This is a genomic window from Marinobacter nauticus (genome assembly GCF_003634635.1).
GTDB classification, from domain to species: domain Bacteria; phylum Pseudomonadota; class Gammaproteobacteria; order Pseudomonadales; family Oleiphilaceae; genus Marinobacter; species Marinobacter nauticus.
Window position 1 is genome coordinate 927,844 of the sequence record NZ_RBJB01000002.1, and the last position, 20,606, is coordinate 948,449.

Sequence of the window (20,606 nt, forward strand, 5' to 3'; positions counted from 1 at the left end):
GACGCCAAAACTGCGGCAATCACTTACGCAGGCATTCATACATCAAGAGCAGTTATTTTCATGTCGTTACAGCAAACGTTCGGTGATCTCAGAGCACAGCTGGCCAAGCGTATTATTGGCCAGGACAAACTGGTCGACCGGCTACTGATTGCCCTTCTGGCCGATGGCCATCTTCTGGTTGAGGGCGCGCCGGGGCTGGCCAAAACCACCGCGGTGAAAGCACTGGCCGACCATCTGGAGGGTGACTTCCACCGGATCCAGTTCACTCCGGATCTGCTGCCCTCCGATGTCACCGGCAGCGAAATCTACCGCGCGGAGACCGGCACCTTTGAGTTCCAGCGCGGCCCCATTTTCCACAACCTGGTGCTGGCCGATGAAATCAACCGGGCACCGGCGAAAGTCCAGTCGGCCCTGCTCGAGGCCATGGGCGAACGCCAGATCAGTGTTGGCATGAGAACCTTTCCCCTGCCCAAGCTGTTCATGGTGATGGCGACCCAGAACCCGATTGAACAGGAAGGCACCTACCCGCTGCCGGAAGCCCAGCTTGATCGCTTCCTCATGCATGTGGTGATTGACTACCCCTCTGCCGATGCCGAGCGTGAGATTCTGCACCTTGCGCGCAGTGACTACCGTCAGGGAATCCCGAACGTAGACATTCGTCTAACCCAGGAACAGGTGATGGCCGCCCGGCAGGCGGTTTCGGATATCTACATGGCGGAACCTGTGGAGCAGTACCTGCTGGCGTTGATTCTGGCCACCCGCGATGCCGCAACCCTGGACCCTGAACTGGCTCGATGGACCGCCTTCGGCGCCAGCCCCCGCGGCACTATCGCACTGGATCGATGTGCCCGGGCACTGGCCTGGCTCGATGGACGGGATTACGTGACACCGGACGACGTTCAGACCATGGCTTACGATGTGCTGCGCCACCGGATTCTGTTGACCTTTGAAGCCGAGGCCGAAGGCATGACCGCCGATTCCGTGTTGCAGAGGCTGATCGACCGGGTTCCGGTTGCCGCCTGAGGTGTTGCTGACAGGAGACCATCACAGCGTCATGGCAGATTCCAGCCCAGCCACTCTCATTACCCTGCCAGAGCTGGTGCGCCTGCAGGCAGATGCACGAGCTCTGAAGCTGCCATCGGTAAAACCGGGCCGGTCACGCCAGGCCGGGCTACGCCAATCACGGCAGAAAGGGCGCGGAATGACGTTTTCCGAAGTGCGCCAGTACCAACCCGGTGATGACATTCGCAGTATAGACTGGCGGGTAACGGCCCGGCGCCAGGCACCACACACCAAGCTGTACGAGGAAGAGCGGGAGCGACCGGTACTGTTGATTGTCGATCTCGGGCCGACCCTGTTCTTTGCCAGTGCCGGCGCCTACAAACAGGTTCGGGGTGCCCAGGTTGCGGCTCTGCTGGCCTGGTTGGCACTCTGGGCAGGTGACCAGGTGGGGGGCCTGGTATTCAATGACCGGGACCTGGCCGTACTCCGGCCCGCCCGGCGCCGTAAGTCCGTCTTGCGCCTTCTGGATCACCTGGCCAACCACCAGCACCAGGGCAAAACACCACCACCCCCTGCAACGGACTCCAGCCATGGGCTGGACACAGCGCTGGCAGAAGCCCGCCGGGTCACACACACCGGTTCCCGCGTTTTTATCATCAGTGACTTCATGAATATCACCGAGCAGACCACTACCCTGCTGGGCGCCATGAGCCGGCACAACTCGGTCAGTGCCATCCGCATTCAGGACCCGCTGGAAAAGGCACTGCCTTCTTCCGGCCGGTTTGCCGTTGCCGGCCCGGACGGCCCGATCTGGTTCGATGCCTCCAATCCTCGCTTCCAGCAGGCCTGGCAAGGCAAAATCGACGCCCATGAGCAACGTCTGGCCGACTGTTTTCGGGCATCCGGCGTGGCTTCTGCAACGCTGTCGACCGGAGAGGATCCGGCTAAGGCCCTGCGCCTGCTGCTGGGCCCGGGAGGTCGCATCGGATGAACCCTCAGGATCCCCTGGCACAACTTCGTGATATCCAGTTACCAGCTACCGGTGGTTGGTGGCCCCCGGCCCCTGGCTGGTGGCTGCTGGCGATACTGACGATTGCCGCTGTGTTGGTATTTGCGTGGCTGTGGCGCCGTGAGCGCCGAAAGCTTCGCTGGAAACGCAGCGCCTGGTCCGAACTGCAACAGCTTGAAACCAAGGCCCGGCCTGCGCCGGAATGGTTCGCGGCGCTCAATGCCCTGCTCAAACGAGCGGCGCGGCAGAGTCATCCGGAAAAGCATCCAGAGGCCATGACCGGGCAGCAGTGGATCGACTTCCTCCTGGAAACCGCGCCGAAAGACCGCATCGCCGCCCGTCCCGTCGTTGAGGCTATGGTCACAAGCACCTGGCAACCACGTCCCGGCGCACAGACTGAACAGGCGCTGGCGTTCGCCAGAACCTGGTTGGAGGCCCAGTCATGATCAGTCTGGCTTACCCGTGGGTGCTGTTACTGGCATTGCTGCCGCTGCTACTTGGTAACCGCAAGCGGCAGAGCGAACCGGTGGATGCTCCGGTCATTCCGGTCGGGCACTGGTTGTCCGGAATGCCGGGCGTGAGCTCCCGGGGAAGATCAACGCCGCGCTGGCGCCAGCTTCTGCTATTGCTGGCCTGGCTATGCCTGGTGGTCGCCCTGGCCCGCCCTCAGCATGTTGGCGAAGAAATCCAGATGCCCGTAACCGGCCGCGATCTGATGCTGGTGGTCGACATTTCTCCCAGCATGGACGAACAGGACATGGTGCTTCAGGGCCGCAGCATCAACCGCTTGCAGGCGGTGAAACGGGTGCTGGATGACTTCATAGACCAGCGTGAGGGCGACCGGCTGGGGCTCATTCTGTTCGGCACCGAACCTTACGTTCAGGCTCCACTGACCTTCGACCGGGAAACGGTACGGACCCTGCTGTTCGAGGCAGGCCTGGGCATGGCTGGCCGGGCCACCGCCATCGGGGATGCCATCGGGTTATCGGTGAAACGTCTGCGCGAACGCCCACAGGAACAACGCGTGGTGATCCTGCTGACAGACGGGGCAAATACCGCTGGCCAGGTCAGCCCGGACAAGGCCACGGAAATTGCCCAGGCAGCCGGCGTGCGGCTTTACACCATCGGCATCGGCGCCGATACCATGATCCAGCGCGGGCTGCTGGGTTCAAGGCGGGTCAACCCCTCAAGGGATCTTGATGAGGAACTGCTCACACGCATGGCAGAACAGACCGGTGGCCGGTATTTCCGAGCCCGAAGCCTGCCAGAGCTGGAAATGATCTACGACAGCATCAATCAGCTCGAACCGATAGAACAGGATGGCCAGTTCTACCGGCCGGTGACAGAACTCTACGCCTGGCCGGCTGGCATCGCCGCCGGGCTTTGGCTGCTATTGACTGCCCTGCGACTGGCATCCAACCGATATCAGCAAAACACCGCTACGGAGGCTGGCCATGGCTGACTTCCATTTTCTGCGCCCCTTGTGGTTAATTCTGTTGCTGGCGGTTCCGGTCCTGTTTATGGCCCGACATCAACTTCGCCAGGGTGAGACCGGATGGGCCCGATACATCCCCGCTCACCTGTTACAGCCCTTGATTCGTTCCCGGACCAACGAGACCACTGGCACCACCCGCTCGCCACTGCTGCCTCTGAGTCTGGCGCTGGTTCTGCTCGCGATTGCCCTCGCCGGGCCAAGCTGGCGACAGGCACCCACCCCCCTGAAACAAACCCAGGACAGCCTGGTCATTCTTCTGGATCTGTCGCTTTCGATGCTGGCCACCGACGTAGAACCAGACAGGCTGACGCTGGCCAAGCGCAAGGTCCGCGACATCCTCACGCAGCGAAAAGGCGGTTTGACGGCGCTGGTGGTTTACTCCGGCGACGCCCACACGGTAACGCCACTTACCGGCGACACCCGCACCATTGAGGCCATGCTCAGCGTGCTGGACCCCACCATCATGCCTGCCCAGGGCAACCGCGCCGATCTGGCCGTGCGTCAGGCGGTCGACCTGCTGGACCAGGGCGCACCGGGCCAGGGTCGCATACTGCTGATCTCCGAGGCGGTACCGGAACAGCAATACAGTTCAATCCGTCAGCAACTGGCAGATACTCCCTATCCCCTGAACACCTTCGTGGTGGGCACCAGCGAAGGCGGTCCCATTCCCCTGGCAAAACGCGGATTCATTCGGGACAACGGCAGGATTGTCATCAGCCAGGCCGAACCAGACTCCCTGGCCCAACTGGCCAGCATCAACGGCGGAACCAGCCACGAACTGACGCTGGATGACCGGGATATTCGCGCCCTGGCGCTGGAGCCATCACAAACCGATGAATGGCAGAACGAACAGGACGGCATGACCGTTAATCGCTGGCAGGACGACGGTTACTGGCTGCTCTGGCTGGTGCTGCCGTTACTCATTCTGGGCTGGCGTCGGGGAGCCTTTGCCATTCTGGCCTTCGCGCTGATTCCGCTGGCAGGCGCTCCGCGCCCGGTTCAGGCTCTGGACTGGGGCAGCCTGTGGCTGCGAGAAGACCAGCGTGGGCCGGATCTTATCCAGCAGGATCCGGCCAGGGCCGCCACCGTTCTTGAACAGCCGGGCTGGCGCGGTTCAGCACTCTATCGCGATGGCCAGTACAGTGACGCCGCGGAAGCCTTTGCCAATCAACCGGGGGCCGCCGGCGACTACAACCGGGGCAACGCCCTGGCCCGGGCCGGCCAACTGGAACAGGCCATTGACGCCTATCAACAGGCACTGGAACAGCAGCCGGATTTCGAAGATGCGCGCTTCAACCGGCAACTGGTAGAGCAACTCCTGAACCAGCAACAGAAGTCTCAGGGCGAGGGAGAAGGCGACAACAACCGGGAAAACAACGATCAGAATCCCGGACAGCTGAATGGCTCCAGAGGCCAGGGCCAGGGCAATGACAGCCAGGACAGCGCCGGGCAGGATTCTGCAAACAACAATGGCGAGAATCAGGATTCCCGGCCTGGCGAGCAACAGCAGCCCTCCGAGAACGGCGAAAATTCACAGGATAACGCCGGAGAGCCACAACCGGAGGATGGCTCACAGGAGCAACAGCGGAATGCCCAGGCAGGCCCGGACGGGCCTTCCGGAGAGCGACAGAGTGGTGCCAGTGCGCCCGCCGAAATATCAGAACAGCCCCTGAGCCAGGGCCAGGAACAGTGGCTGCGCCGTATACCGGACAACCCCGGCGGGTTACTGCAACGCAAGTTCCTGCAACAGTACCAACAACGACAGACAACACCCGATGAGGGCGACACACCATGGTAACGCGCGTTCTCTCCCTTGCCGCGACATTCATTCTTTTGTTCCTGTCAGCCGTCAGTCACGCTGCCGACAGACTGGTAGTGGAACCGGATCGAACCCAGCTCTACGAAGGTGAGGTACTGACCCTGACCGTCAAGGGTTCCATGAAAATCGACATTAATCTGAGCAATCTGTTCAGCTTCGATCTGTCACAGTTGCCGTCGCCAGATATCGAAAAGGTCGAGCCGGATTTCGAAATCCTGGCCCGCAACCAGCGCTACAGCGTGCAAACCGTCAACAACGAAATGGTAGGCGAAATAACCTGGACCTATCAGCTCGCCCCGACCAGCACCGGTACACTGACAATTCCCGAACTGACGTTCAAGGATTCCATTTCCGACCCGGTCGACATCGAGGTTATTTCCGGCACCCCTCCGGATCAACCGGCGGCCAGCCGTGACAGCTTTATCGAGCTGTCCGCAGACAAGGCGGAAGTGTACGTTCAGGAACAGCTGGTACTGACCATACAGTTGTTCTTCTCCGGCAACCTGATCCGGGGAGAGCTGTCGGAGCCTGAGCACCCGGACGCCATCATCGAGTCACTGGGCAAACAGCGTGAGTTTACCCGCTATCGCGACGGAATCCGGTATCGGGTGGTTGAGCGGCGTTACGCCATCTTTCCCCAAACACCGGGCACTCTCAGCCTGGAGCCTATCCGGTTTGAGGGCCAGGCCAGGGATGCCTCGGGCCAGTTGCGCTTCCTTCGCGACCGGCAGCAACTCTATGACGTTCCGGTCAAACCCGTACCTGCCGGATATCCGGACAATCAGCCCTGGTTACCAGCACGAAGTCTGACCCTGAGCGACGAAGGCCTGCCCTCTACCCAGGAACTCGCCGTCGGCAGCAATCTCAGCCGGAAAGTGACCCTACAGGCGCTAGGATTGCCCGCCGAAGCCCTGCCGCCTATATCCCGGGAGCTACCGGACGCCATCCGCAGCTACCCGGAACAGCCCCTGCGCAATACCGAAACCACTCCGGAGGGACTTCGCGCCACACTGCAGCAGGTGACCGCCCTGGTGCCTGTCCAGGCGGGCGAAACCACCCTGCCCGCGCTTCGTGTACCCTGGTGGAACACCGACACCGACCAGTTGGAGCACGCCGTGTTGCCGGAGCGCCGTTTCCGGATTACTGGCGATAACGCCACCTCCGCGCCGCCCGCACAGATAACGGACGATTCAGCGGGGCCCACAGGTTCACCGGTAACCCCGGAGACAACCGAGGGCTCAGAACCATACGGAAACCGCCTCTGGCTTTGGGCTACGGTTGTGTTTGCGGCCCTTTGGTTGCTGACCCTGGCGCTCTGGTGGCGGGCTCGTCAAACCTCAGCACCGGGCTCCAAAGAACCCGTCGATGGCGGCATCGACAACGAACGTGAAGCGTTTGAAGCACTTCAGGCTGCGGTCAAACGAGGCTCCGGGGAAACGTCTACGCTGCTGCTGCGCTGGGCCCGACTGCGCTTCCCAAGGCTCTCATTTGATTCCGTTTCGGATCTGTTCAAACTGACAGAAGACCGCGCACTGAAAACCGCCTTTGACCGCTTTCAGGCCGGACTGTATTCGGGCCAGCACCATACCCACGAAGAGAATGCGAGGCAACAACTGCAACAGGCACTGGATAGCCTGCGCCGGAACACCGCCTGGGACAACGAAGCGTCATCGCCAGACCTACCGCCGCTGTATCCCGCGTCTCTCTCGCGCTGATTCCGGCCCAGAAAAAAGCCCGTCGAAGTGACGGGCTTTTCAATTTCAGTTGGTCAGTTCCTGGTTAATCACCAACTCGACAGGTGGTTCCGCTTCCGCCGGGGGCAGCACCTCTGCCTCAACCCGGCCTTCCCAGTCTCCCGGCTGCGGATTAACACTGCCTGAGCGGCTCAAACGGGCGACCACCACCACATCTTGCTGTGCAGAAATCGCAGATTCAGGGGACATGGCATAACGATCATCCAGCCGGATCTCGGCGGGCAAATCGCCGGCTGTCATCCTGGCAACAGCAACCGGCGCACCGCCCGCCGCAGCCGCTGGCCGCGCAAAGATGAACAGCACGGTATTGTCAGCCACTTGCTGGCGCAAACCTTCGTCCAGCGATACCCGTAAGGACACGCCCGGTCCAGCAGCCTGCTGAGGCTCGGAGGCAACTCCCTCAGGCGGGGTCTCGCCCAGGCGTCGGTAGGCCTCCTCGATACCTCCACGGATGGCCCCGAGCTGTGGATGGTCCGGCGCTACCTCGGTAATACGCTGCCAGTATTCAATGGCTTCCCGGTAGTTTTGCTGACCGAAGGCATTGATGCCCATCAGCCCCAGTGCATTGACCTCATCCGGGTTCAGGGCCCGGGCAGCCGCAATGGCATCGGTAACCGCCGGGGTCATCTCGCCTTCGCTGGCAAAATAGTTAGCCTGTGCAGCCAGCCCCAGGGCCACCGCGCTGGCGTTTCGGTCCTCGGATACCACATCGGCAAGACGGCGATAGGCCTCGGCCGCTTGCTCATAGCGCTCAAGACGCATGTAGGTCTGCCCCAACATCGCCCACCCATCGGCATTGTCCGGGCTTTCTTCAAGTCGCTTGCGCAGTTGGTCGGCCAATGCCGCCATGCGGGCCGTCTGGTCGCCTTGCGTGGCATTCATTTCCTGCATCGCAAGGAACTGCTCCACCTGATCCATGGAACCCCATTCCTGATACCCGAAATAGGTGCCCACCGGCAAGACCAGGATCGCCAGCAAGGCGACAACCATGGCGCTACGCCGCCCGGGTACTCGTCGCTGGGTAACGGGCTCCTCCGGTACATCATCGAGCATGGCGCCCGCCAGCTCTTCCTTCAGCTGCTTGTAGCTCTCGTCATCCAGTATGCCGGCCTCATGCTCGTTCTCCAGCTCTTTGAGCCGGGTGCGATAGGCCAGAAGATTCTGATTTCGCAGATCTGCCTCCAGGCGGGCCCGGGGTTTATGAAAAAAGACTGGATAAAGCACAAAGGCCAGGGCCACCAGAATGAGTACGGTCCCGGCAATCCAGAAGGTATCGGTCATGGAAATATCGTCACGTCTCGAAATGAATGGGAGTTATCGGCGATCAGCCTTGTCACTTTGACTGGCCAGAATCTGCTCTGCCCGGGCCCGGTCTTCCGCACTCAGGGGCGGTTCGTCTTCACGCCTGCGGGCACGCCACACCACACCGGCCACAATCAGAAAACCGCCAATGGTGGCAATCGCCGGAAAGGCCCAGAGGAGAATGGTGCGGTTATCCACCGGCGGTTTGTACTGAACGAATTCGCCAAAACGGTCGACCAGAGCACCCACGATCTGATCATTGGAGGCCCCCTCCTGCATCATGCGGTAGACCTCGTCCCGCATATCCTTGGAGATCGGCGCATTGGAATCGGCAATGTTCTGGTTCTGACACTTGGGACAGCGCAATTCTGAGATCAATTGCTGATAACGCTGTTCTTCAGCCCGGGTATCGAAGTCATAGACTTCTGACACCTCGGCAATTGCCGGGCCCGAGAGCACCATCAACACGGTTAAGAAAGCGGGTAACAAACGCATCAGCTGTTCCCCCGGGCCTGAGCGATAACCGGCAAGAGCACTTCTTCCCAGACTTTCTGGTTCACAACGCCTACGTGGCGATAGCGCACCACGCCCTCTGCGTCGATAACAAAGGTTTCCGGCGCACCATACACGCCCAGGTCAAAACCCAGGGTTCCCTTCGGGTCGAAGATAATGGTCTCGTAGGGATTACCCAGCCGGTTCAGGAACCGGAAGGCACTTTCCCGCTGATCCTTGTAGTTCAAGCCCACAATGCGAACTCCCTGTTCCCGGGCCAGATACATCAGGTATTCATGCTCATCCCAGCAAGAGGGGCACCACTCGGCCCATACATTCAACAAGGATACTTCGCCCTGGAACACTGAGGGATCCAACTGAACCTCCGGATTGTCCAGAGACTCCAGGCTGAATTCGGGAACGGGCTTGCCGATCAGCACGGATTCCAGTTTGGTGGGGTCCTTGCCCAGGCCGGCAAACAGGAATATCCCCACGCCGACGGCAATCACCAGCGGCAGGAACAGCAATACCCGCTTCATGAGGACGCCTCCGCCACTTTACCCGGCGCTGCCGGCTCGCCGCTTTTCACGGCTTCCTCATCGCGCACACGAATACGGTATCGCTTGTCGGCAATCGCCAGGAATCCACCAATGGCCATCACCAGGGATCCGAGCCACAGCCATCGCACTAACGGTTTATACTGCAGCCGGATAGCCCAGGCATCGTCACTGATACGCTCACCAATGGCTACAAATATATCCCGGAACAGGCCGGCATCAATGTCCGCTTCGGTCATCACACTCATGCCAACCGGATACTGCCGCTTTTCCGGATGCAGGTCAGTCACGAGCTCCCCATCCAGGTAAACATTGAAGCTGCCGTACTGGGCGGTAAAGTTGGGGCCACGACGCTCACCGATGTCGGTGAATACAATCTCATAATCCCCCACCATAGCGCGGTCACCCGGCTGCATGCGCACATCACGCTCAATCCCGTAGTTGGAAACCACCGTCGCACCGGCCATCACCATGGCAAGCCCCAGATGCCCGAGAACCATGCCCCAGTAACTGCGGGACTGGCGCTTCAGGCCATGCCAGCGCCCTTTGCGGGAGGCGGATTTATCCCAAAGGTCCCAGGCGGTGGCCACCGCTACCCACATGGCCGCAAACACACCCAGGAAGGCCCAGGGTGCAAACCCTCCGTAGCCGATCATCACCCCCGCGCTGGCAATCAGACTGACGGCCAGCGGCCACAGCAGCTTGCGGGCCAGCCAGCCGCCGTCGGTTTTCTTCCAACGCGAGAAAATGCCTGCGCCCAGCAGCAGGCCAGTTGCCACCGCCAGAGGACTGAAGGTGGTATTGAAGAACGGTTCACCAATAGACAGCTTGCCCAGATCCAGATAATCCAGCACCAGCGGGTAAAGCGTGCCGATGGCCACAAGCATCGTGGCCGATACCAGCAAGACATTGTTCAGGAGCAGGAAGATTTCCCGGGACAGAGAGCCATAACGGGAGCGCACATGCACTACCGGCGCCCGGAAGGCATAGAGGGTCAGGCTGGCCAGAATGGTAATGCCCAGCAGCGCCAGCAGGAAACTGCCTCGCTCCGGATCCGACGCGAAGGCATGGACGGAGGTGAGCACACCGGAACGAACCAGGAAGGTACCCAGCAGGCTCAGTGCGAAAGTGACAATAGCCAGCAACACGGTCCAGCTCTTGAAGACCCCGCGTTTTTCCGTGACTGCCAGCGAGTGCATCAAGGCGGTACCCGAAAGCCAGGGCAACAGGGAGGCATTTTCAACCGGATCCCAGAACCACCAGCCGCCCCAGCCAAGCTCGTAATAGGCCCACCAGCTGCCCAGAGCGATGCCCACCGTCAGGAAGGACCAGGCAACCGTGGTCCAGGGGCGCGACCAGCGAGCCCAGGCCGCGTCCAGTCGGCCGTTGATCAGTGCCGCAATGGCAAACGCAAAGGCCACCGAAAAACCAACATAACCCATATAGAGCATGGGCGGGTGCATGATCAGGCCAATGTCCTGCAACAGCGGATTCAGATCCTGCCCATCTGCCGGTACGTTCGGCAGCAGACGGTCAAACGGGTTGGAGGTCAGAATGATAAACAGAAGGAAGCCAACGGAGACCATGCCCAGAACCGACAACACCTGGGATACCATCACCGAAGGCAGTTTACGGCTGAAGATGGCAACGGCCAGCGTCCAGCCTATGAGCATCAGTATCCACAAGAGCAACGAGCCCTCATGGCCGCCCCAGACCGCGCTGAACTTGTAGTACCAGGGCAACATGCTGTTGCTGTTATTGGCCACATAGGCCACCGAGAAGTCATCCACCAGAAAGGCGTGGGTCAGGATCGCAAACGCCAGGGCGGTGAACACAAACATGCCGGACGCCAGTGGCCGGGCAAATGCCTGCAGGCTGTCACGCCCGGTCAGAGCGCCCGCAAGCGGCACCACGGAGAGAAGTACTGCCAGCAGCAACGAGAGAATCAGTGCAAGCTGTCCGAGTTCCGGATACATCGGGTTTCTCCAACGTCAGAAATGAATTGGGCGCTCAGTACGCCGTGGTTTCCGCGGCTTTTTCCACATCAGCAGACTTGTGCTGCCCCTTGGAAGAACGCTCCAGCGCCTCGGCCACTTCCGGTGGCATATAGTTCTCATCGTGTTTGGCCAGAACCTGATCGGCCACGAACACGCCCTGTTCATTCAGCCGCCCCATGGCAACCACGCCCTGCCCCTCGGCGAACAGATCAGGCAGTATGCCCTCGTACTGTACCGGCACCGACGCAGCATAGTCGGTCACCCGGAAGTTCACCTTCAGGCTGTCGGTATCCCTTGCCACACTGCCCTCTTCAACCATGCCACCGGCCCGGATCCGGACATCAACCGGCGCGTTACCCGCAGCAATTTCCGTAGGATCGTAAAACAGGTTGATATTCTGTCGGAGGGCATAGGTGGTCAGGCCTACCGCAATGGCAATACCGGCCACCAGAAAGAGCACAATGGTCAGTCGTTTTTTTCGGATCGGATGCATGGATTACCTGCTGTTTATTCCTGGGAAACTTCGACACGGGCGAACGTAGCGGCCTGTTTCGGCCGGGCACTGGTGCTGCTTTCCTGCTGCTGGTAACGGCGTTTGCAGCTGGCCATAACCGCCTGATGATGCCGGGACGACCAGATCATCAGGCCCACCAGCAGAACGGCGAACACGGAATAACAGGCCCAGACATAGGGACCATGGCCTTCCATTGCGATAAATGCTGAAAAAGAATCAAACGCCATCGGTCAGCCTCTCCCCGCCATCACCAGCTCTCTCACCCAGCGGGTTTTTTGCTCCCGCATGACAATTTCGGTTTTCATGCGCAGACACGCCAGCCAGCCAAACAACAGGTATAACCCGAGCACCGAAAGCAGCAGCGGAACCCACATCTCAACGGGCATAGAGGGCTTTTCGGTGAGTTTGAACGTGGCCGGCTGGTGCAGTGTATTCCACCACTCCACGGAGTATTTGATAATCGGGATATTTACCACCCCCACCAGCACCAGCACCGCTACCGCCCTGGCAGCGGATTTTTCGTCATTGATGGCCCGATCGAGGGCAATAGTACCGCCATAGAGGAAAAGCAGAATAAGCATGGAAGTCAGCCGGGCGTCCCACACCCACCAGGTCCCCCAGGTAGGCTTACCCCAGACGGCGCCGGTGAATAGCGATAGGAAGGTAAAAACCAGGCCAACCGGAGCCACGGCTTTCACGAAGACATCCGCCAGTTTCATGCGCCAGACCAACGTAACGATGGCGGCGGACGCCATCATGATGTAAATGGATTGGGCGAGAAAGGCAGTGGGAACGTGGATAAAAATGATGCGATAGCTGTTGCCCTGCAGATAGTCTTTGGGAGCAAACGCCAGCCCCCAGACCAGGCCGGCAAGGAGCAGAATGATACCGATCGCCAGCAACCACGGCATAAACCGGGTTGCAATCCCGAAGAACCATTTGGGAGAACCCAGTTTGTGAAAGAATTGCCACATCAGTTGGTCACCATCTTCACTGTTATCGTTTGGTTGGTTACCGGCCCCAAAGAACCGATCAGCTGTTCGAAAGACTGATTCTCAGGGCCGCTGCCGAGGCGAAAGGCGACAGGGTTACCGCCAGAACCAGAAACGCGCCCATCAGAGCCAGGTATCCGCCAACCGGCGCGCCTTCAGCTGCCGCCGCTACCGTGCCGGTACCAAAAATCAGCACGGGAATGTACAGCGGAATGATCAGCAGTGACAAGAGCACGCCTGCCGAGCGCAATCCCAGGGTCAAAGCTGCGCCAATAGCTCCGATCATGCTCAGTACCGGGGTGCCGATCAGGAGCGTTAGACACAGAATTGCAATAGAGTTCCCGTCCAGGTGCACCATAACGCCTAAAACCGGCGCTAACAGCACCAGTGGCAGGCCCGTCAACACCCAGTGTGCGGCTGTTTTGGCCAGCACCAGCAGGAACAGAGGCTGAGGCTGAAGTACCAGTTGCTCCAGGGTTCCATCGTCAAAATCGTGACGAAACAGATGGTCCAGCGACAGCAACACCGACAGCAAAGCCGCTACCCAAAGGATACCGGCTCCGGACTGTTTCAGAAATGCCACTTCCGGGCTGACTCCCAGGGGAAAAAGGGTTACTACCATGATGAAAAACAGCAACGGGTTCAGCAGATCCTGCCGCTGCCGGAAAGCCACCCGGACGTCCCGGGCAAAAACTGCCGCCATGGCGGCTATCGGGCCAACCGATTCAGACACCGGCTTCAGTGCCGGCCGCCGATCAGCATTCATGTACACCTCCGGCACCCAGGGTGATGCGTTTCATACCTGGCAACTGGAGTTCATGGTGGGTCGTCACCAGCACCGCCCCCCCTTCCGCGGCACGTTGCTGTAGCAGCGACTCAATCGCTCGGACACCGTCTGCATCAATCGCAGTAAAGACTTCGTCCAACAGCCAGAGTGGCTCGTCGGCAATCAGCAACCTGGCCAATGCCACACGGCGTTGCTGCCCGGCAGACAGATTCCGGCATGGTACGTTTTCAAATCCTGCCAGCCCGGTACCTGCCAGTGCCTGAACCAGCACCTCGTCGCTCACCTCCCGACGACCGGCCATCAGCGCTTTCAGGTTCTCGACCGGGGTAAGCAATGGTTTGATGCCGGGCCGATGGCCAATGTAAAGGGTGTTTCGAAGAAAAGACTCGCGTTGCCGGGCCCTGGGCTCGCCGCACCACAGCAATTGACCCGACCAGGCATCGTTCAGGCCAGCAAGGATTCGCAGCAATGTTGTCTTACCGGTACCGTTGGGGCCCTCGACACGGGTAACCGTACCGGGCAGTATGGAAAAGGACAGATTCTGGAACAACAGGCGCTCGTCCCGTTCACACTCAAGATCTATCGCCTGTAGTAACGGCTCGGACATCAGGGCTCCGTTTCAGAGCGATGGATGCGCAGCAGGCATCAGGTGCATGTAATGAAGGACACACGGGTGCCAACATGAAATCAGGGCATTCACTGCCAGCGCGGCGTATTATAACGAAAGCGCCAGCATATTACTCTTGCCCGACATCAAATCGACACCAATGAAACTGAACGGCGGACCACCACCCTTACCCCCGAAACAGCCCGCGCCGGACCAGCCCCCCCGGAGTCCGGCCGCGGTTACTCCCGGCACCAGCACGGCGCCCGGGGCTGCGCTTTCGGCCAGACAACAACTGGCCCAGTTACAGCTGGCTGATCGGGAGACAGCGTTGGCCAAAGTGGCCGAGATCCTGAGGCAGAAAGGCGGGGGCCATGAGCTGTTGCTGGAACTGCGCGGACAATCCCTGAAAGTCGCTGCCGGCAACCAGCCACCGGATCTGTCCGTGGGCGATCTGATCAAGGTCATGCGGGCCGGTAACGAATTGCAGCTGATAGGCAAGCTGGCGCCGGGCCAGGAGAGTGCCGTTGCCCGGGCCCTGGCCCAGCGACTACCCTGGCAACAGAGCCTTCAGGCTGGCCTGACGCAACTGTTCAGCGCCCTGAGCCAGGGCCTGAAACTGCCCCCCCCACCCGGGCAATTGCCATCTACCACCAGCGCACAGCCTCTGCCAGCGCCTGCACAGCAGGCCTTGCAACAGCTGATCAACCAGTTACCCAAGGCTGACGCCCTGGCGCCAGGCGCCGGCAAGACCGAATCCATGGCCACTCAGGTGCGGCAGTGGTTGTCTGAAAGCGGCCTGTTTTCCGAGGCTCGAGTGCTACAGACCGGCCCTTCCGCCGCCAGCCAACCGGATCTTAAACTGGTACTCGCAAAGGTGGTGTCGGCTTTGCTCACCAGCCAGAACCAGGGGCCGGAGCAATTCAACCGGCTGCCCCCCCTGGCCAGCCAGGATTTGCTAAAGGCGCCATTACAGTTTCCCAGGGCACCAACGCCCGCAGCCTCTCAGAACACCGGGGAACCTGCCACGGTCGGGCAGACCCTGCGACTGCTTGCAGGCATGTTGAACCGGATTACGGTAAACCAGTTGCACAGCCAGACCTTGAATGCCAGGGCCGGCGGCGAACCTGGCGTGCCCGTGAACACTCTGCTGATTGAACTGCCATGGTTAACGCCGCAACAGGAACCCCGAACGGCACAATTGCGACTGGAACAGTACTCACAGGAGAAAGACGGCAACAAACGACCGGAACGGACCAGTGCCAGTGAGTGGCGACTGTCCCTGTCTATGGATCTGGACGATGCGGGCCCGCTGCATTTCGATGTCACCTTCCGGCCGCCGTCCGTGAGCGCTATGGTCTGGGCTGAAAATCAGGCCACGCTTAGAACCGTGCATCGCGAGCTGCCGCTGCTGCGCCAGAGCCTGAACGACCTCGGGCTGGAAGTTGCTGACCTGGATTGTCGCAGGGGCAGCCCTCAGCAGATGCAAACCCGGCTGGAGCACCGACTGGTGGATACCAAGGCATGACCGAAAACGCACAGAACAATATCCCGGCCGCTGTCGCCCTCAAGTACGACGGTGAACGGGCACCGGTTATCTCGGCAACCGGCACGTGGGAACTGGCCGAGGAAATCATCCGGATTGCCCGCGACAACAATGTTCCGTTGTACGAGAATGCCGAGCTTGCCGGCATTCTGGCGCGTCTGTCGCTGAATGAAGAGATTCCGGAAGAGTTGTACCGGGTGATCGCGGAGATTCTGGCGTTTGCTTTCCACATCCGGGGCCGGACACCCGGAGATGCCCGGCCAGAAGAAGATAACCCGTCAGTGGATCAGGGAACGTAACGCCCAGGCCTGTTGCCAATGCTCACCTTTGCGTGGCGCCACAGTGGTATCGAAGTAATGCTTCAGGCGTCGGCGGTCCTCCGGCTGATCCTTCAGGGCCGAGCCTATAACGTGGTGCATCATGTGTTCAACGGTCATGGCGCCGCCACCGTAATACCACGCATTCAGGCTGGCGGCGTGGGCCACGGATACCGCCTCGGCGGTGGACAGGGCCGCCCCTGCCAGCCGGTCGGTGCTTCGCCCGTCCAGAGTCTGCCCGTTACGCAATTCGTGGAAGATGGTCACCAGCACTTCCACCACCGACTGCTCCAGCGCCACATCGATTCCGGCACGCCGGTTGGCTCTGGCCACTTCCCGAAGAACCACATCGATCTCATCGTTCAGGTGCCGTATCGGCCGGATTTCCTCAAAGTCCATCCGTCGTTTCAGGGCCGCACTCATGCTGTGAACACCCTCATCAACACTGTTTGAGGTGGCCACCAGGTTAAAGCCTTCCCGTGCCAGAATAACGCCGTCGTCCCCCGGCAATTCCGGGATCACCACGACCCTGTCGGAAAGTACAGACAGCATGGCATCCTGCAGCGCCTGCGGGCAGCGGGCGATTTCTTCAAACCGGACCAGCTGCCCCTCCATCATGCCCCGCAACAGCGGGGTTGGCACCAGCGCCTTTCGGCTGGGGCCCTCGGTACGAAGCAGAGCTTCGTTCCAGCTATAGAGCAACTGGCTGACCTGGCTGATGGCGCCGCCCTGCAAGGTCAGCGTGGAATTACCCGAAATCGCCGCAGCGAGCAGCTCCGACAGCCAGGATTTGGCCGTACCCGGCTCCCCCACCAGCAAGCACCCCCGGGACGTACACAGGGAAATGATGATCCGGACCACCATGGCCCGGTCGGCGACAAACTTACGCTCTATACCCAGTTTTTCATCGCCCAGCAGAAACTTCTCGACGGCCCGGGGCGACATCAGCCAGCCAGGAGGCATCGGGCCCGAATCCATGGACATCAGTTTGTCCAGTTCCTCGCGATAGGTTACTTCTGCCGGCTCGCGCTGGGCTGCCTTGTTGTTGGATCTGGTATTTTTCATCCGATACTCCTGCGGCCACCACGAACTTCCGGAGCCATGCGCTCCCTGGGCAGAATTCGGGGCAACTCAGCCAGCGGAATGATGCCCTCGATGACATGATCCAGGGCACTATCCCGCATGGTCACAAGGCCGGCATCCAGCGCTCGCCAGCGCAGCTCCCCGATGGGCGGCTGACTGGAGATGGCATTACGGATATCCGAGTCCACCTCCATGTACTCCACAATCGCAACCCGACCCTGGGTACCCCGGCCGTTACACTTGTCGCAACCCTCCCCTTCAAAACACCGGAAATCCGCCGGCGCACCGTCCGGGAAAACCTCCGCCATAATGGCAGGATCGGGCCTGGCCGGCTTGCGGCAATGCTTGCAGATTCGCTTCGCCAACCGTTGCGCAATCACTGCCAACAATTCGCCGGCGATGGAGTTGGGATGAACGCCCAGGTCGTAAAGTCTCTGCAGGGAATCCACGGCGTCATTACAGTGCAGTGTGGAGAGCACCACGTGACCGGTCTGAGAGGCGCGAATGGCTTCCAGCGCGGTCTCCTGATCCCGGATTTCACCGACAAGGATGACATCCGGGTCTTCCCGAACAAACGCCCGCATGGCATCGGCAAAACTGAACCCGATTTCAGAACGTACTCGGGTTTGCTGGATGTTGTCGATGGAGTACTCAATGGGATCCTCCACGGTAATCACCTTACGGCGACCATCATCAGCCAGGGTCTGCAGGCCCGCATAGAGTGTGGTGGATTTACCAGACCCGGTCGGCCCGACCACCAGCACCAGTCCAGCCGGGTTATCCAGCAGGCGCTGATAACGGGAACCAATGGCCGATGACATCCCCAACTCAGCGATGGTCATTGCCCGACCGGTTTGCGGCAACAGACGGATAATCGCGTTCTCACCGTGCAGTGAGGGCTGGGTCTGGATCCGCAAATCGTAGGAGGTGTCTCCGAGCTGTAGCCTGGAACGCCCACCCTGGGGTAACCGGTGCTCGGCGATATTCAGCTCCGCCCGGAGCTTGATGACGTTGATAACGCCTCGAATTTCCCGGGCCGACAACTGGTATTGCGGTAAATCGTGCAGATCGCCATCCACCCGCAAGCGAATACGCACCCGGTTCTCATACTGTTCGATATGAATATCACTGGCCTTCTCGCTGACGGCATCCAGCAGAATAGCCTCATACACAGACACCAGATACGGGCTGATGTGTTTGTTGCTGTCCTTGCCGAGCAGATCCTTGCCCGATGTCTCCGGTTTTTCGGTGCTGCCCACCGACACGCCATGCTCCGCCACAAAGCGGCTGCCTTTGACAGTCAGATCCAGCGCCGACCAGATCCGCCGGAAGTCCGTCGGTGTCACCAGCAGACAGACAATTCGATGCTTGGGTGTCAGCCGTTCCATCTGATCGGTGCGTGCATCCGGGTCGTCGGTGACCACGGTCAACGTGCTGTCCTCTTCCGACACCGGGATCACGCGGGAGAGATCCAGAAAGGTTCGGGAAAAACGCCGGAACAGGTCCGTATTCAGATGACTGAGTACGTCATCACCATCGGTAAACGTCATGCCCCGCTGCTGAGCAAGAGACCGGTAGAGATCAATCTCTTCCAGATTCAACCGGCGACGCAGGACATCCAGCACCCGTTCGTTTTTAGTCGCCGCCTCGGTGCGGGCATCCGCCAGTGCCGCTTCGGAGACCACGCCAAGATCAATCAGAATCTGTTCGGAGTTACGGTTGAAATCCACCCAGCCCAGAGTTCTGACCCGCTCCAGCTTGTCGCCTTTGCGCTGGAACATGGCGACACTGGGCACCGGCCCCGCCCGACCCTCCAGGCACACCAGATTCCCCCCCTCGCGCAGGTTCGGCAGAAGCGCCTTGGGATCCTGGATGAAGGTCGTACACAGAATCAGGTCACAGGGCGAGTCCAGTTCCAGCCCGGTATCTGCCGAGGCCTCAATGACATCCACATTATGGACGCCGTGCTTGAAAAAGCGCTCGCGGGCTTTCTCCACCAGCGCCGGGTTGCGGTCAACATAGACCACCCGGTGAGCCAGATCCGCCAGCACGGCGGTCACATAACCTGAGCCGCCCCCAACGTGCATGACGACCTGGTCAGGCTCGATCTCTGGCATCAGGCTCAGCAGGTGTCGAACCGTTTCTTCTCTGGGGATTGAGTGGCCGGTGATGGAGGGGACAAGATCGGCACCGGAAACGAAATCGGGGCGGGAAACAACAGCGAGGGCCTCAACGGCCCTCTGATAGAGCTTCTTCATTCAGCAGCATCCGATAAAACGCCGGATCAGGCCGCCTGTCGCCGCTTCAGGGCAGATACCAGTTCGGCCTCCGGACGGGAAATTCCGCAGGTATTCATAAGATCGTCGATATCCGCGCCAAGATCAACCAGTCGCGCGGCTTCGTCGTAGGAAATTCGCAACGGATCATTCTGCCGCATTTCTTCCAGAGTGTTCTTGAGCTCATGAATCTGCCGCTCACAGGCTACCAGGCGCTGCCCCACGCCGAGGCTGCCACTGGTAGTGGCATGCAGTTCACGGCCAAGGGTATCGCAACGTTGTTTGACAGAAGCCTGCAAGGCCCGGATACGACGGCCATGGATAATGCCCTGAACCAGAACCAGGGTGATGGCTGCAGCGGTCAGGCCCCAGGGGAGCCAGGAGGGAATGGTGAAACTCATAGTGGACGTCTCCGTTGTTGGTGACCACGGGAGACGTCCATCACTGCGCTGTGAAAAGCCGGTTACAGCGACGCGATTTCAGCCCACTCGTGGTCTGACAGCATCTTGTCGAATTCGACGAGAATAATCAGCTCGCCGTTCTTGTTGCACACGCCCTGGATGAACTTGGCACTTTCCTCGTTCCCCACGTTCGGTGCAGTTTCAATTTCACTGGCCTTGAGATAGACCACCTCTGCCACAGAATCCACCAGAATGCCCATCACCTGGCTGGACGACTCCATGACCACAATCCGGGTGGCATCGGTCACTTCCGCGTCCGCCAACCCGAACCGGCGACGGGTATCGATGACCGTAACCACGTTACCCCGCAGGTTGATGATCCCCAGCACATAATCCGGGGCTCCGGGAACCGGCGCGATTTCCGTGTAACGCAGCACTTCCTGGATCTGCATCACGTTGATGCCATAGGTTTCGTCATCCAGGCGGAAAGTCACGTACTGCAGTACCTGATCGTCCTGGGCCTGATTTTGCTGTCCGCTCGGGGATGCCATAGCACTCTCTCCTTCTCGGCTGCCCGGCGGGCAACCTGATCGTCAAAAATTCATCATCAGTGCCCAATACTATAGTTAAGGGCACAAACCGTGCCAGCCTCACACGGT

Annotated in this window: 21 protein-coding genes; 8 read left to right on the forward strand and 13 right to left on the reverse strand. The window is 60.1% G+C overall.

All coding sequences use genetic code 11. From position 1 onward, the window contains the following. Positions 1 to 60: 60 nt before the first annotated feature. Genes C7436_RS04525 through C7436_RS04550 form a run of 6 tightly spaced genes read left to right on the forward strand, consistent with a single transcriptional unit; the run spans position 61 to position 7,040 of the window. Positions 61 to 1,023: an AAA family ATPase gene (locus C7436_RS04525; RefSeq protein ID WP_011785419.1), complete on the forward strand. Its 963-nt coding sequence runs from the start codon at positions 61 to 63 to the stop codon at positions 1,021 to 1,023. 31 nt (positions 1,024 to 1,054) lie between these two features. Further along, positions 1,055 to 1,993 (forward strand): DUF58 domain-containing protein, encoded by a 939-nt coding sequence (locus C7436_RS04530; protein WP_121206842.1) that lies wholly within the window; start codon positions 1,055 to 1,057, stop codon positions 1,991 to 1,993. Continuing rightward, the gene (locus C7436_RS04535) at positions 1,990 to 2,457 is read left to right on the forward strand and encodes a DUF4381 domain-containing protein (protein ID WP_022991592.1); all 468 of its coding nucleotides are present in this window, start codon (positions 1,990 to 1,992) and stop codon (positions 2,455 to 2,457) included. Before C7436_RS04530 ends, C7436_RS04535 begins: the two co-directional genes overlap by 4 nt. Further along, positions 2,454 to 3,473, forward strand: coding sequence for a vWA domain-containing protein (locus tag C7436_RS04540; RefSeq protein WP_121206843.1), 1,020 nt, complete (start codon positions 2,454 to 2,456; stop codon positions 3,471 to 3,473). The genes C7436_RS04535 and C7436_RS04540 overlap by 4 nt, the downstream gene beginning before the upstream one ends. After that, positions 3,466 to 5,304: a VWA domain-containing protein gene (locus C7436_RS04545; RefSeq protein WP_121206844.1), complete on the forward strand. Its 1,839-nt coding sequence runs from the start codon at positions 3,466 to 3,468 to the stop codon at positions 5,302 to 5,304. Before C7436_RS04540 ends, C7436_RS04545 begins: the two co-directional genes overlap by 8 nt. Beyond that, on the forward strand, positions 5,298 to 7,040 hold the full coding sequence (locus C7436_RS04550; protein ID WP_121206845.1) for a BatD family protein: 1,743 nt from the start codon (positions 5,298 to 5,300) through the stop codon (positions 7,038 to 7,040). Before C7436_RS04545 ends, C7436_RS04550 begins: the two co-directional genes overlap by 7 nt. Positions 7,041 to 7,085: 45 nt before the next feature. Here the strand turns inward: C7436_RS04550 and ccmI are convergent, their stop codons facing one another. The 9 genes from ccmI to ccmA are packed head-to-tail and all read right to left on the reverse strand — an operon-like array spanning position 7,086 to position 14,327. Continuing rightward, on the reverse strand, positions 7,086 to 8,360 hold the full coding sequence (gene ccmI / locus C7436_RS04555) for a c-type cytochrome biogenesis protein CcmI (protein ID WP_011785426.1): 1,275 nt from the start codon (positions 8,358 to 8,360) through the stop codon (positions 7,086 to 7,088). 33 nt (positions 8,361 to 8,393) lie between these two features. Further along, positions 8,394 to 8,876, reverse strand: a complete 483-nt coding sequence (locus tag C7436_RS04560) for a cytochrome c-type biogenesis protein (protein WP_023010579.1) — start codon at positions 8,874 to 8,876, stop codon at positions 8,394 to 8,396. Further along, on the reverse strand, positions 8,876 to 9,412 hold the full coding sequence (locus C7436_RS04565) for a DsbE family thiol:disulfide interchange protein (protein WP_121206846.1): 537 nt from the start codon (positions 9,410 to 9,412) through the stop codon (positions 8,876 to 8,878). Before C7436_RS04565 ends, C7436_RS04560 begins: the two co-directional genes overlap by 1 nt. Beyond that, a complete protein-coding gene (locus C7436_RS04570; protein ID WP_121206847.1) occupies positions 9,409 to 11,406 on the reverse strand; it encodes a heme lyase CcmF/NrfE family subunit in 1,998 nt (665 codons plus the stop codon). Before C7436_RS04570 ends, C7436_RS04565 begins: the two co-directional genes overlap by 4 nt. 34 nt (positions 11,407 to 11,440) lie before the next feature. After that, positions 11,441 to 11,920, reverse strand: coding sequence for a cytochrome c maturation protein CcmE (gene ccmE, locus C7436_RS04575; protein ID WP_014421059.1), 480 nt, complete (start codon positions 11,918 to 11,920; stop codon positions 11,441 to 11,443). A 14-nt stretch (positions 11,921 to 11,934) separates the two neighbouring features. Further along, positions 11,935 to 12,168: a heme exporter protein CcmD gene (gene ccmD, locus C7436_RS04580; protein ID WP_121206848.1), complete on the reverse strand. Its 234-nt coding sequence runs from the start codon at positions 12,166 to 12,168 to the stop codon at positions 11,935 to 11,937. 3 nt (positions 12,169 to 12,171) lie between these two features. Next, positions 12,172 to 12,915, reverse strand: coding sequence for a heme ABC transporter permease (locus C7436_RS04585; protein WP_121206849.1), 744 nt, complete (start codon positions 12,913 to 12,915; stop codon positions 12,172 to 12,174). 58 nt (positions 12,916 to 12,973) lie between these two features. Further along, positions 12,974 to 13,699 carry a heme exporter protein CcmB gene (gene ccmB, locus C7436_RS04590; protein ID WP_011785433.1) on the reverse strand — a complete coding sequence of 242 codons (726 nt, stop codon included), beginning with the start codon at positions 13,697 to 13,699 and terminating at the stop codon, positions 12,974 to 12,976. After that, positions 13,689 to 14,327: a cytochrome c biogenesis heme-transporting ATPase CcmA gene (gene ccmA / locus C7436_RS04595; RefSeq protein WP_022991602.1), complete on the reverse strand. Its 639-nt coding sequence runs from the start codon at positions 14,325 to 14,327 to the stop codon at positions 13,689 to 13,691. Before ccmA ends, ccmB begins: the two co-directional genes overlap by 11 nt. Before the next feature lie 160 nt (positions 14,328 to 14,487). Between ccmA and fliK the strand changes: the two genes are divergently transcribed. Together fliK and C7436_RS04605 are read left to right on the forward strand one after the other, a co-directional pair. Next, positions 14,488 to 15,852, forward strand: a complete 1,365-nt coding sequence (gene fliK / locus C7436_RS04600) for a flagellar hook-length control protein FliK (RefSeq protein ID WP_121206850.1) — start codon at positions 14,488 to 14,490, stop codon at positions 15,850 to 15,852. Next, positions 15,849 to 16,169 (forward strand): EscU/YscU/HrcU family type III secretion system export apparatus switch protein, encoded by a 321-nt coding sequence (locus C7436_RS04605; protein WP_011785436.1) that lies wholly within the window; start codon positions 15,849 to 15,851, stop codon positions 16,167 to 16,169. Before fliK ends, C7436_RS04605 begins: the two co-directional genes overlap by 4 nt. Here C7436_RS04605 and C7436_RS04610 read toward each other — a convergent pair. The 4 genes from C7436_RS04610 to C7436_RS04625 all read right to left on the reverse strand — a co-directional run bounded on the left by C7436_RS04610 (position 16,149) and on the right by C7436_RS04625 (position 20,498). Beyond that, positions 16,149 to 17,252, reverse strand: a complete 1,104-nt coding sequence (locus C7436_RS04610) for an ATP-binding protein (protein ID WP_121206851.1) — start codon at positions 17,250 to 17,252, stop codon at positions 16,149 to 16,151. The two genes, C7436_RS04605 and C7436_RS04610, sit on opposite strands and share 21 nt — an antisense overlap. Continuing rightward, a complete protein-coding gene (locus C7436_RS04615; protein WP_121206852.1) occupies positions 17,249 to 19,528 on the reverse strand; it encodes an ATPase, T2SS/T4P/T4SS family in 2,280 nt (759 codons plus the stop codon). The genes C7436_RS04610 and C7436_RS04615 overlap by 4 nt, the downstream gene beginning before the upstream one ends. Before the next feature lie 26 nt (positions 19,529 to 19,554). Then, positions 19,555 to 19,947, reverse strand: coding sequence for a DUF2802 domain-containing protein (locus C7436_RS04620; RefSeq protein ID WP_023009871.1), 393 nt, complete (start codon positions 19,945 to 19,947; stop codon positions 19,555 to 19,557). A 62-nt stretch (positions 19,948 to 20,009) separates the two neighbouring features. After that, complete coding sequence (locus C7436_RS04625; protein WP_011785440.1) at positions 20,010 to 20,498, reverse strand: chemotaxis protein CheW; 489 nt, start codon at positions 20,496 to 20,498, stop codon at positions 20,010 to 20,012. Between the last annotated feature and the right edge of the window lie 108 nt (positions 20,499 to 20,606).

Coding starts and splice junctions, on each gene's coding strand:
- C7436_RS04525 (WP_011785419.1), top strand. CDS start 61: ATGTCGTTACAGCAAACGTTCGGTGATCTCAGAGCACAGCTGGCCAAG.
- C7436_RS04530 (WP_121206842.1), top strand. CDS start 1,055: ATGGCAGATTCCAGCCCAGCCACTCTCATTACCCTGCCAGAGCTGGTG.
- C7436_RS04535 (WP_022991592.1), top strand. CDS start 1,990: ATGAACCCTCAGGATCCCCTGGCACAACTTCGTGATATCCAGTTACCA.
- C7436_RS04540 (WP_121206843.1), top strand. CDS start 2,454: ATGATCAGTCTGGCTTACCCGTGGGTGCTGTTACTGGCATTGCTGCCG.
- C7436_RS04545 (WP_121206844.1), top strand. CDS start 3,466: ATGGCTGACTTCCATTTTCTGCGCCCCTTGTGGTTAATTCTGTTGCTG.
- C7436_RS04550 (WP_121206845.1), top strand. CDS start 5,298: ATGGTAACGCGCGTTCTCTCCCTTGCCGCGACATTCATTCTTTTGTTC.
- ccmI (WP_011785426.1), bottom strand. CDS start 8,360: ATGACCGATACCTTCTGGATTGCCGGGACCGTACTCATTCTGGTGGCC.
- C7436_RS04560 (WP_023010579.1), bottom strand. CDS start 8,876: ATGCGTTTGTTACCCGCTTTCTTAACCGTGTTGATGGTGCTCTCGGGC.
- C7436_RS04565 (WP_121206846.1), bottom strand. CDS start 9,412: ATGAAGCGGGTATTGCTGTTCCTGCCGCTGGTGATTGCCGTCGGCGTG.
- C7436_RS04570 (WP_121206847.1), bottom strand. CDS start 11,406: ATGTATCCGGAACTCGGACAGCTTGCACTGATTCTCTCGTTGCTGCTG.
- ccmE (WP_014421059.1), bottom strand. CDS start 11,920: ATGCATCCGATCCGAAAAAAACGACTGACCATTGTGCTCTTTCTGGTG.
- ccmD (WP_121206848.1), bottom strand. CDS start 12,168: ATGGCGTTTGATTCTTTTTCAGCATTTATCGCAATGGAAGGCCATGGT.
- C7436_RS04585 (WP_121206849.1), bottom strand. CDS start 12,915: ATGTGGCAATTCTTTCACAAACTGGGTTCTCCCAAATGGTTCTTCGGG.
- ccmB (WP_011785433.1), bottom strand. CDS start 13,699: ATGAATGCTGATCGGCGGCCGGCACTGAAGCCGGTGTCTGAATCGGTT.
- ccmA (WP_022991602.1), bottom strand. CDS start 14,327: ATGTCCGAGCCGTTACTACAGGCGATAGATCTTGAGTGTGAACGGGAC.
- fliK (WP_121206850.1), top strand. CDS start 14,488: ATGAAACTGAACGGCGGACCACCACCCTTACCCCCGAAACAGCCCGCG.
- C7436_RS04605 (WP_011785436.1), top strand. CDS start 15,849: ATGACCGAAAACGCACAGAACAATATCCCGGCCGCTGTCGCCCTCAAG.
- C7436_RS04610 (WP_121206851.1), bottom strand. CDS start 17,252: ATGAAAAATACCAGATCCAACAACAAGGCAGCCCAGCGCGAGCCGGCA.
- C7436_RS04615 (WP_121206852.1), bottom strand. CDS start 19,528: ATGAAGAAGCTCTATCAGAGGGCCGTTGAGGCCCTCGCTGTTGTTTCC.
- C7436_RS04620 (WP_023009871.1), bottom strand. CDS start 19,947: ATGAGTTTCACCATTCCCTCCTGGCTCCCCTGGGGCCTGACCGCTGCA.
- C7436_RS04625 (WP_011785440.1), bottom strand. CDS start 20,498: ATGGCATCCCCGAGCGGACAGCAAAATCAGGCCCAGGACGATCAGGTA.